Raw genomic sequence first — 12,403 nt, 5'->3', positions numbered from 1 at the left:
GACCGCTTGTTAATTTAAATAAAAGAAAATTATGCCTATTGTTAATCAATCTGCTTTAGTGCCTTACAACGCTGAGCAAATGTATCAACTCGTCAATGATTATGAAAAATATCCCGAATTTTTGTCCGGCTGCATTAACGCTAAAACATTAAGTATGGATGAAAACGAGCTAAAAGCAGAATTACACATCCAAAAATTAGGCATCAGCCAAACATTCAGCACTCACAATAAAATGACCCCACCGTATAAGATCGAGATGTCCTTAATTGAAGGCCCTTTCCGCCACTTGCACGGTGATTGGACATTTACCCCATTTGATGAACAAAGCTGTAAAATTGCCCTTAAATTAGAATTCGAATTTGCCAGCCCTATCGTGGCATTGGTATTCGGCAAAGTCTTTAATGAATTGACATTAAAAATGGTGAATGCCTTCAAACAACGAGCAAAAGAGGTGTATGGTGTCTGATACGGAAATCCAAGCGAAAGAAGAAAATAAAATTAATGTCGAGGTAGTCTATGCCTACCCTGATAAATATTTTCTAAAAAAGTTGCAAGTGCCGCAAAATACCACTATTCAAAATATTATTTTGCTTTCCGGGGTGTTAGAAAAATATACCGAAATTGACCTACGTGAAAACAAAGTCGGCATCTTCAGCCGCCTGGCAAAACTTAATGAGACAGTAGAAAATGGCGACAGAATTGAAATCTACCGTCCATTGCTTGCCGATCCAAAAGAAATCAGACGTAAAAAAGCAGCGGAACAAGCAGCTGCCAAGAAGTAATTTTCCCCTAATTATCAACTCCCGCCCTCTTTACCTTAAAGAGGGCCGCTATCATCGTAACTTACAAGCGGTCATTTTTCCTTGAAAATCTGCAAATATGAAAATCTTTCATAAATTTTATGTAAATTTTGAGTTTGATTCCTATCTTTGAAATTCATATAGTTCAATCTACAACAATATAACTTAATAAATATGAATTTAGAGGACTTATGGATATTCGCCAAAAAATTGCTCACAACAAAATGACTTCATTCCAATGGTTAGTCGTAGCACTTACCGTGATACTAAATATGCTTGATGGCTTTGATTTAATGGCCCTTGCCTTTACGGCAAAAAGTATTCGAGAAGAATTACAGTTAGACGGTGCACAAATCGGCACATTAATGAGCTCAGGTCTATTTGGTATGGCGGTTGGCTCATTATGCCTTTCACCTCTAGCCGATAAATTTGGTCGTCGCCCACTACTACTTATCGGCACAGCGCTGGCAACCCTTGGGATGCTAATGACGTATTTCGCAAACTCTATATTTGAAATTGGATTATGGCGTGTCGTAACAGGCTTAGGAGTCGCTTCAATCTTAACCGGAACTAACGTATTAGTCAGCGAATATTCCAGTAATAAATGGCGTGGTTTAGCTATTGCTATTTATGCTTCCGGTTTTGGTATCGGTGCAATGTTGGGCGGTCTTTCTGCGGTATTACTACAAGATATTTATGGCTGGCGGGCGGTATTCTTAGTCGGTGCTATCTTAACCGGTTCGGTTTTCCTTTTACTCTTTTTCGTACTACCGGAATCGGTGGAGTTTTTAATTTCCAAACGTCCGAAAAATGCCCAAGCACGATTAAATCAAATCGCGATAAAATTAGGCTTGGGAGAAGGTTGGGAATTACCCGAAGTTGAATTTAAAGGCAAAAACAAAGTAGCGATTAGCCGCTTATTTGAACATGAATATCGCCGTAATACCTTATTAATTTGGCTTGCATTTATTGCAATTTCTGCTTCATTCTACTTTATCAGTTCTTGGACTCCGGCATTGCTTGAAGAAGCCGGCATGGCGAAAACTCAAAGCCAAACTGTAGGCATGGCAATCTCAGTAGGGGGAACTATAGGCTCACTTATCTTCGGATTCTTAGTCAGCCGTTTCGCTGCAAAGCATATTTTACAGCTATTTAGCCTTTGCTCAGCCGCTGCAGTTGTTGCCTTTGTATTCTCTAGCAGCTTAGGTCTCGCTATTGCATTAGCTATCTTAGTAGGTGGATTAATCAACGGCTGTATTACCGGTTTATATACCATTAATCCTACCCTTTATGCTTCTGATTTTCGCAGCACAGGAGTTGGTACTGCAATCGGTGTTGGCCGCCTAGGCTCTATAGTCTCCCCAACGCTTGCAGGTTTTTTATTAGATGCCGGCTGGAAAAAGAATGAGCTCTATTTAGGTGCTGCGATTGTATTAATGCTTGCAGCTTGTACCGTCCATTTTCTTAAACAGAAAAAATAACTGTCTATTTGAAAATCTCTCTTAAAACAAAGGCTGATGGCGATACTATTCTGTATCTGACATCAGCCTTTTCAGTTCATATTGTTTAAAAAATAAAGGCTGCTAATAGTTAAATATTAGCAACCTTTATGATACACATTTAATAAACTGCATATAGCTTTTGCAGTTTATTTATCTAGTTATTACCAAGCATAACCCACACCGACAGTACCGATGAAGTCACCGCGGGTATCGGCACTACCGGAGAGTTTCAACTTAATTTTACTGTTATCTGAAAGCCTTGAGTAACCAACCGCAATCGCATTTTCACCTTTATAGGTGCTTGCAGCTGTTGCAAGCATTGATTTACCCGCTAAGTGAATTTCTGGTAATCCTGCAATAGCAGCTGCACCTGCAATACCCGCTCGTGCTTCACGTTGGTTACGGTTAATCTTGTTGTTAAGATTGTTTACCGCACCTTTTAGCTGACCGACATTCACTGCATCATTGTCTGCTCTACCTGCTGCAACGTTAGTGATACGTTGTGGTGAACCGTCTGCTTTCGCAATACGTACGCCGTCTGCATCTGAAGAAATGGTTGTAGCATTATTGCCCTTACCTACTTTCACTGTGTTAAATTCTGGGTTGTCAGATACTGCAACATTGATGTTTTTGCCTGAACCACTGATTTCAACGTTACGACCGGCATTCACTTTTACAGTATCGCCTGCTTTCACCTTGTTGCTACCTGCAGTGTAAGTATTCTTCGTAGCTGTGTTCGCAGTTGTTTCGTCTTTACCGGAATTCACATTCCAGCTTACATTGTTCACTGCTTTAGCCACTGTCGTTGCATTCACATAGTGAACACCTGTGCCGTTCGGATCTTGAACATTGATTGTGCCGTTATCCGCAACCGTTAAGTCAGTATTATTCACATTAACCTTCACCTCACCGGCTTTATCGCTGGTTACAGTTGTACCATTACCGTTTACGATATTAATCGCACCGTTATCCGTACCAATGTTGTTACCGTTTACTTTGGTGTAGTTGTTTAACTGTGAACCGTTTACTACCTCTGTGCTGGTCGGGCTGATATCGCCGTTTGCTACATTAGTAATCTTATCACCGCCTACATCTAAGCCTTTATCGCCTGATGTTAAGGTTGTGCTTTTCGCAGGGTCCGTTGCATCACCCACTACCACTGTCGTTGAGTTCACTGTGTTGAAAGTGACATCATCTTGGGTTGCGTAAGTGACTTTACCGTTAGCTTCTTGCTTCACTGTTAGGTTTTTACCTGCGGTCATATCAACTACATCACCTGCATTAATCAACTCATCTTCACCTGATAGTTTTTGACCTCCTGCCACTGAGGTTTTCAGTTTAAAGCCGGCTTTGTTAATCGCTGTTGCAATATCGCCTGCATTCACCAGTTTTTTCGCATCATCCCCTGTCGGTGCATCTACTTTACCATCTTCATCCGCATCACCTAATGATGTGATGTTTGCGGTAATTTTGCCGTCCGGTGTTTTGGTGATAGTTACATCATCTGTATTCACTGACAAGTCAAATACATTTGCACCCGCAGCATTTTGAGTCGTTTTAACAGTGACTGATTTATCGTCAGACTTAACCTCTTCTTTAGAAGCCGCAACCGCAGTATTTAATTGGCTTACATTCACCGCATCCGTATCATCAGTTCCGGCTTTCACACCTGTGATTTTGGTATCACCTGCATTAATACCGCTATCTTTATTAATAGTCACAGGGCCTACCGTCACTTTATCAAAGGTCACTTCTTTCGCTGTTGCCACTTTGATATCGTTGCCGTTACGGGTAATTTCAATATTTTCACCGTTTAGGAATTGTACGGTATCACCGGTTTTTACTAAGCTCTTCGCATCACCGTTTGCTTGTAAATTAAAGCCCGCATTGTTAATTGCATCTGCTACCGTTTGAGCGGTGACTAACGCATTTGGTGCTGCCGGTGTTTCAACTTTACCCTCAGGGTTGTTAGTTAAATCACTTGTTACCGCTGAAATATTGCCGTTGTCATCCACTTTCACTGTGGTGTTATCAGTTTTTGCTGCCACAGTATAAGTTTTTGAACCATCTGCATTATCTTCAGAAGTAATAGTTACACCTTGATCACCTTTCACTTTCGTGGTTGCTGCTGCTTGTGCGGCTTTTAGCTGGCTTACGTTTACTGCATCCGTATCATCCGTTCCTGCTTTCACCCCTTTAATTTGAGTATTACCCGCATTGATGCCATCAGTTTTATCAATAGTTACCGGACCAACAGTCACTTTATCAAAGTTTACTTCTTTTGCGGTTTCGAAGGTAAATTCATTACCCACTCGTTTCACTTTTAAGTTATCACCTGCATTGAAGCTCACTTCTTCGCTTGGATTAACGAGTGTTGAATCAACTTCATCACCAGCCGCTTTATTACCGCCCGATTTCGCTTTCCACCCCGAATTGTTAATTGCGTTGGCAATATCACCTGCATTAACAAGTTTTTTCGCCTCATCGCCTTGTGGCTTATCCACTGCACCGTCGTTGTTGGCGTCAGCCAGTGTCGTTGTTTTCGCTTTAATTGCGCCTGTTGCCGTATCTTTCTCAATAGTCACATTATCTGTATTGACTGACAGATCAAAGATCTTAGCACCATCCGCCGTTTTACCACTGTCATCAACTACCACACTCTTATCTTTGGAGGCAACTTCTTCGCGTGAAGCCATTACTTGGGTATAGAGCTGGCTACCGTTTACTGCATCAGTACTGGTTGCATTGATATCACCTGCTGCTACGTTGGTAATTTTAGTTGGGCTACCATCTGCTTTACTCACTTTGATATTATCACCATCATTTGTGAACTTAGGCCCGGTATTTCCACCAAACTGGATACTATTGAAAATCACATCCTCTTTAGTTGCAAAACTAAATCGACCGGCTGCTTGAGTGATCTTGATATTTTTACCTGCATCAAAGATCACCGTTTCACCCGTTTTAACCAACTTATCTTCTTCGCCTTCAGACTCACCATCACTCTTAGTTGCTTTTGCAATAAATCCGGCATTATTGACCGCTTGTGCAACATCGCCTGCTGTTGCAAAGTTGTTTGGTGTCGTTGCTGTTGCCTTACCGTTGTTAGCATCGCTTGTGATCGTGCTAGTGTTGATATCAAACTTCACTTTCGCGACTGTGCCGTCTTCACTCATCATCACATTCGCTGTTGTGCCTGTGCCATTGATAAAGTTGACTATGTCATACGCTTTGACAAAATCTTTCGCTGTGCCATTTTCTTGCAAGTTCCAACCTGCATTCAGTACATCATTTACTGTCGCTGCGTTGTTTTTAATGTTATCCACATTATTCGGTTTCGCTTGTGTTACAGTATTAGTCGCCGTATCACCCGTGCTGTTTGTCACCGGTAAGTTGCTTGCTAGATTCGTAATCGATTTATCCGCCAAATCAATACCGTTATTATTGATAGTAATTGGTTTGTCGGCATTATCCGTCGGTACTTTGATCGTGTTTGATGTGACATTTTCAAAAGTCACATCTTTTGCAGTTTCGAAGGTGAAAACATTATTAATACGTTTCACTTTCAGATTATCACCGGCATTGAACTCGACCACCTCAGATGGATTGATTAATGTTTCCGTTGCATCATCACCATCAGCCTTATTACCACCTGATTTCGCATTCCAACCGGAAGCATTAATCGCGTTAGCAACATTTTCAGCAGTCACTAATTTTTTCTTATCTTCATCTGTTACCGGTGCATCAATCTTACCATTGTTGTCTGCATCTCTCAGCTCAACAGTTTTAGCAGTAAAGGTCACATTAGTCTTGTTATCACCGTCTTTAGTCACACTTGCGGTGAGCTGGTCACTGTCTACAAAGTGAACTTCATTACCTGCTTTGACATTATTCACCGCAGCATCTGCACCTTGATGGATTGTCCAACTCACATTGTTTACAACATCAATCACATCACCCACAGTAGAAAGTGCATCACGGTTCGGAGCAGCATTGATAGTATCCCCTGATTTAGAGTTACCGTTAGTTGTTGCCGTACCGTTTTCTACTTTGATTGCTTGGGTTTCAACTGCAATATGAACTTTGCTTTCACCATTAGCTTCTGCGGTATTCGTTACTTTAACAATACCTTTACCATCAAATGTCACTTTATCATCCGGATTGATGTCACCTACTCTACTTGCCACACCATTATCTTGAGAAGTTTGCAGTGTCCATTTTGATGAAGCAACCTTATCTTTTAATTGGCTTACATTTACTGCATCAGTATCATCTTCACCTGCCTTGACCCCAGTAATTTTAGTTGGATTACCATCGTTACCTGAAATATTGATGCTACCATCTTTATTGGTAATTTTAGGACCATTATCACCAAAGGTTACGCTATCAAATTTCACATCTTTTGCAGTTGCAACAGTAAATTTACCAGCTTCACGTTTAATTGCGATATTGCTACCATTAATAAATTCAACTTCATCACCTGGGTTAATGAGTTCCCCTTCATCTCCATTAGCTTTTACTTTAAAGCCTGAAGCATTGATTGCTTTTGCAATATCACCTGCATTAACAAGTTTTTTCGCATCACCTTCTGACGGCTCATCTACTTTACCATTGTTATCCCCATCATTTAACGATGTAGTACTCGCAGTAAGTTTGCCGTCTGGTGTTTTAGTGATAGTAGTATTATCCACATTGACAGATAGATCATAAACATTTGCTCCGGCATCATTTTTAGTGGTGTTTACTGTTACAGATTTATCGTCAGACTTCACTTCTTCTTTAGAAGCTGCTGCTTGATTTTGTAACTGACTTAGATTGACAGCATCATTTGGATTTGTGCCGTTAGCAACGTTAGTAATCTTGTTACCACCGTTGTCTAAACCATTTTTGGTTAAGCTGACAGGATTATTTGCCGCACCGTTATTAATTGTGATGCCATCATTGTTAATGATAGTATCGCCCATATTAACTGAGCCAGTATTACCTAGGTTTAAGGTATTGCTTAAGGTAACTTTGTAATTGTTACCACCTGTTGCATTCTTAGCATCTTGTTCAACAATTAAGTTGCTATTACCCGCAGTCACACTCTCTTCTTTAGCGATTTGAGATTTGATATCAGCACTTAAATCAACCGTATATTCGGTATTACCTTTATCGTCTTCAGCACCGGCTTGAACAGTCACTTTATCAGAGCCTGCTTTTACTGATGAAGTCTTTTCAGAGCCATTGATAGCATTCGCCACATCACCTGCCTTCATAACTTTATTTTCATCACCTGCTTTGACTACAACATTACCACGAGTTACGGTTGGAGCTTCTGCTTTAGCAACATCAATATTGTAAATGGTTTGCCCATTAGCTCCTGCGGTATTGGTTACCGTAGCCAAACCTGTACCTGTTACTTCTGTTTTAGCTGCATTAAGCTGACTTACATTTACAGCATCATTTGGATTTGTACCGTTAGCAACGTTAGTGATAACTTTATTACCCGCATTTATACCGTCACCATTAATGTTTACAGGACCTACATTTACCGTGCTAGCAGTTACACTATTAACACTAATATCATCTTTTAGCTTGATATTGATAGCATCACCGGCCGCTTCAGTAGTGATATTTTTATCACCGTTTACTGCCACGGTAGAACCTAGTTTTTCAATGTTAGTACTGCCACTATCACCGGTAAAAGTTAAACCTTTATTATCAACGATTTCTTTCGCATCTACACCTTTTTTGATGTCTTCTTTAGTTTTATCAGATAAATCTAAAGCATAGTCGGTAGTTACTGCTTCAGTGGTACCATCAGTATTTGTGGTTTCAGTTTTCTTCAAAGCATCGCTTACCGATACAGTAGATTTATCCGCACTGACGGTGTATTCAGTATTATTACCTTCAACTTTACTTTGAATATGTGTGTTACTGCCTTTCACTACAGTAGTGGTTTTTTCTGTACGCTCTGCCGCTTCGTTAATTGCTTTAGCAACATCATCACCTGTAACAAATGTATCGCCTGCAGTATTATTAGTCACCTTACCGGCAGGATCAGTGGAGAGCGTTGATTTGTTAATATCAAAGGTAATATGACCGCTTGCATTACGAGCTGTTGTCCCCGTACCATTAACAAAGTTCACATCGCGATTATCTTTGTTAATTGTTTCAACTTCAGCTCCATTCACAGAAGTCGTGAATGATTGAATTGCAGTTTCTGCAGCTTTTAGTGCATCAGTCGCACGTGTTGTTAAAGCTGTTTCAAAGTTTTTGACGTTATTACCTTGCTCTTGTGCAGATGACACCGTTAAGAAGTCTGCTGAAGAGTTTGCGTGTGTTGCAGTAGTATCTTTAGCATTTACGGTATAGATATCTTGACCATTGTTACCTTCAGTTTTTACCACATCAACAATATTTGTACCTGCTTTCACTTCCGTCTTAGCTTTCTTCACATCTGCAATGTTCGCTGCGTTCGTGTTTACATCGCCACCACTTTGTAGGTTAGTGATTTGTGTGTTACCTGCATCAATGCCATTATTGTTAATAGTTACTGGACCGGCTTTGACTGTATTTGCAGTTACACTATTCACATTGATATCTTTGTTTAACTTAATGTTAATCGCATCTGTTGTTGCTTCAGTGGTGATGTTATTATCACCGTTGATTGCAACTGAACTGCCAAGCATTTTTTCAGTAGTGGTCGTATTTTTGTCTGCTGTAAATGTTAAACCTTTTGTATCAACAATATTTTTAGCATCTACGCCTTTTTTGATGTCATCTTTAGTTTTATCAGATAAATCTAAAGCATATTCGGTAGTTACTGCTTGGTTAGCATCCGTCGTTTGAGTTTCAGTTTTGGTTAGAGCATTACTTACTGATACCGTTGATTTATCTGCACTTACCATATATTCAGTATTGTTGCCAACTATACTTTCTTTAACATGTGTATTACTGCCTTGTACCACAGTAGTCGTTTTTTCACTACGAGTTACTGCATCATTGATTGCAGTTGCAATATCATCACCCGTTACGAAATTATCACCGGCTTTATTTGACGTTACGTTACCTTTATCATTTGTAGTTAAACCACCTTTGTTTACATTAAAGGTAATGTCACCATTTTTATTACTTGCAGTTGTGCCTATACCGTCTACAAAATTAATAACAGTATTATCATTATTAATAGTATCAACAGTTGCACCATTTACTGCTGTTGTGAATTGTTGTACAGCAGTATCCGCTTTACCCAAGCTCTCTTTTGCTTTATTACTCAGATCGACTTTGTAGTCAGTGACATTATTAGTATCAGTTGGCTCAGCATTAACTGTCACATACTCTGTATTTGCGCTTGAAGCCGTTGTACCTTTAGCATTCACAGTATAAGTAGTCGCACCGCTAGCTTGGTTAGTTTGGCTGGTAACAGAAGCAATATTCGTACCCGCCTCAACTTTTTCTTTGGCTGAAGTCACAGCATTGTTGATAGTTGTTACCAAATTACCTGCAGTCACATAAGAATCCCCTTTATCTGCAGGCGCCTCAACTACACCTTTATTGGTGGTTAAAGTTGTAGTCGGTACACTGGTATTTACTGACAAATCATAAGAGTCTTGCAGACCATTTGAGGTTTTTACAATTTTTACTGTATTATCGTTTGAGGTAACTACTGTTCTCGCATTTTTCACATCTGCAATGTTAGCCGCATTAGTCTCAGTTGTACCACCACTCTGGACGTTAGTGATTTGTCTATCACCTGCATTGATACCATTGTTGTTAATTACCACAGGCCCTGTTGTGACACTATTAAAATTCACATCATCTTTAGTCGCAATAGTAAAATTTGAACCATCACGTGATACGCTGATATTTTTCCCTTGTTTAAAACCTACCTGTTCACCTGGATTAATAAGTTCACCACTAGTCTCATCATTCGCTCTTACAGTAAAACCAGATTTACTAATTGCTTCTGCAACTGTTTTTGCTGTTGCAAATTGAGTTGTTTCTGTATTAGGCACTGTTACAGCACCTGTTGCGTCATTTACTGTAATACCTGTAGTGTTTACATCAAAAGTAATATCACCTGACACATTACGTGCTGTCGTGCCTGAACCATTCACAAAATTCACATTATTATTATTTTGGTTGATGGTTTCAGCATTCACACCATTTACCGAGGTAGTGAAAGACTGTACAGCAGTATCAGCTTTAGCTAAGCTATCTTTAGCTGTTTGAGTTAGCCCAAATTGATAGTCTGCGATATTACCACCTTTATCTGTTTTATTAACGGTCAAGTATTTATCACCAGTTGCAACAGATGCAGTTGTATCTTTCGCATTAATGGTATAGGTTGTAGAACCGTTAGCTGCAATAGTTTTACCAACAGAAACAATATTCGTACCGGCAACAACATCTTCTTTCACTGCAGCAATCGCATCGTGAATGGTATCTTTACCTGTATTACCGATATTACTGAATGTAACAGCACCTGTAGTTGGATTTAATGCAGCATTACCGCCAAATTCAGTTCTAACCGAGTTGGCCAGATTACCTAAAATATTTTGAGTTGCGTAAAGCTGGCTACCATTGATGGCATCAGTTGAAGTGCTAGAAATACGGCCTGCAGCCACATTATGAATTTGACGTTCTTTGCCAACAGCTCCAATACTCACTACACTAGTAGGATTATTACCGGCAAAATTACCATAAGTAATACCTCCCACTACACCTTGTGAAGTTGGAACCGCAGCAACGGTAGTTGAACTATTACCTAATGCAATAGATCCAGCTATACTCACATTGGCATTGTCACCTATTGCAACTGCATTAGTTACACTTGCATTAGCCCTAGTACCAAAAGCTATTGAACTTAATCCCGAAGCTAAGCTATTTGTACCGATTGCAGTACTATTTGAGGTGCCGTTTGAGTGAGCATTCGCCCCAATAGCAATAGCTCTGGTAGTATCTGCCTCAGAAGCAGCTCCCATCGCAAGTGAGCCATTACCTGTTGAAAGCGAAGCTATACCAATTGCGGTTGAAGCAATACCCTTCGCTTGAGAGCTGGTACCTATCGCCAAGCCTAAGGCTCCACTTGACACAGCCTGCGTACCGATTGCTACAGAACCAGCACCAGAAGAGCGTGTTGCAGGATATCGAGTAATATTATTAGTGGCATCAACTAAATCATGCCCAGAAATATCTTTAAATACAGTATTAATATTACCTTGATTTAAATTACTTACTATTGAGCCATCCACGTTAGTTTTTGATACTGTATCTAAATCGTCCCCACCAATAGCAACAGACGATGCTCCACTTGCGATCGTATTACCACCAATGGCTGTAGCCTGGTCACCTGAAGCAATAGTTTTATATCCGATTGCTAATGATTGTGTATTGTTCGCTACAGAATGGGTACCAACTGCAATCGCCATATGGCCACTTGCATTTGCATCAAACCCCAACGCACTGCCTTCCCCACCTGCATAAGCTTTACCCCCTATAGCCGTAGCTTCCGCACTCATTGCAGTTGCATAATTACCAACTCCGGATCCTATAGCAATAGTAGTAGGATGCGTAGGATTCGAGTTTACTGTTCCAAAACCATTGGTATAGGCAGCCTTAACATCTGTTGGAATTCCACCTGACAACGCTAAACTAACGCCACTAAACGTATACAAAATTTTAATTAAAGAAGCTTGCGGCCCAGCAGATGAGGAAACTTTATCCCTATTTTGAGCTAATTCAGAAACCACAACCATCTTTTGATTAACATGGTCCCAAATAACTTTAAATATCTTATTCATAATTTACCTTTAATCGTAATAAAAAGTCATGTTGAATACTTGATGCTAAAAATGATCAGACTACATCTCATAACTTAATTTTCAATTTGAAACTGTGGATAATATATCACCATTTTAGATAGATAAAAACTATAAGTAAAAAGATTTCATTAAGCATTTCCTCTCAATGTAAAAGGTTAAAATTCATCTTATCTACTCATACTACAATGAACAAAGAAATAATTTTTTAAAACCGTTTAAACGGAAATTCTCAATCGCATTAATTACAAAAAATCCGCATCTAACATAAGTAATTTCATTCACTTTGAAGATG

General features: G+C 39.7%; 4 protein-coding genes. 3 read left to right on the top strand and 1 reads right to left on the bottom strand.

Features of this window, described 5'->3' with window-relative positions; all coding sequences use genetic code 11:
- The first annotated feature begins 31 nt into the window (after positions 1–31).
- From A6B41_RS03795 to A6B41_RS03785, 3 genes are all read left to right on the top strand, one after another.
- On the top strand, positions 32–466 hold the full coding sequence (locus A6B41_RS03795) for a type II toxin-antitoxin system RatA family toxin (protein WP_027074944.1): 435 nt from the start codon (positions 32–34) through the stop codon (positions 464–466).
- Positions 456–782: an RnfH family protein gene (locus tag A6B41_RS03790; RefSeq protein WP_050436803.1), complete on the top strand. Its 327-nt coding sequence runs from the start codon at positions 456–458 to the stop codon at positions 780–782. Before A6B41_RS03795 ends, A6B41_RS03790 begins: the two co-directional genes overlap by 11 nt.
- Before the next feature lie 209 nt (positions 783–991).
- Complete coding sequence (locus A6B41_RS03785; protein WP_027074946.1) at positions 992–2,281, top strand: MFS transporter; 1,290 nt, start codon at positions 992–994, stop codon at positions 2,279–2,281.
- A 182-nt stretch (positions 2,282–2,463) separates the two neighbouring features.
- Here the strand turns inward: A6B41_RS03785 and A6B41_RS03780 are convergent, their stop codons facing one another.
- Positions 2,464–12,090: a YadA-like family protein gene (locus A6B41_RS03780; protein ID WP_027074947.1), complete on the bottom strand. Its 9,627-nt coding sequence runs from the start codon at positions 12,088–12,090 to the stop codon at positions 2,464–2,466.
- Between the last annotated feature and the right edge of the window lie 313 nt (positions 12,091–12,403).

It is taken from the genome of Mannheimia granulomatis, assembly GCF_013377255.1.
GTDB classification, from domain to species: domain Bacteria; phylum Pseudomonadota; class Gammaproteobacteria; order Enterobacterales; family Pasteurellaceae; genus Mannheimia; species Mannheimia granulomatis.
This window is presented reverse-complemented; position numbering and strand designations above follow the sequence as displayed.

What these genes read in the sequence shown, in the direction of transcription:
- A6B41_RS03795 (WP_027074944.1), top strand. Translation starts at nt 32, where the DNA reads ATGCCTATTGTTAATCAATCTGCTTTAGTGCCTTACAACGCTGAGCAA.
- A6B41_RS03790 (WP_050436803.1), top strand. Translation starts at nt 456, where the DNA reads ATGGTGTCTGATACGGAAATCCAAGCGAAAGAAGAAAATAAAATTAAT.
- A6B41_RS03785 (WP_027074946.1), top strand. Translation starts at nt 992, where the DNA reads ATGGATATTCGCCAAAAAATTGCTCACAACAAAATGACTTCATTCCAA.
- A6B41_RS03780 (WP_027074947.1), bottom strand. Translation starts at nt 12,090, where the DNA reads ATGAATAAGATATTTAAAGTTATTTGGGACCATGTTAATCAAAAGATG.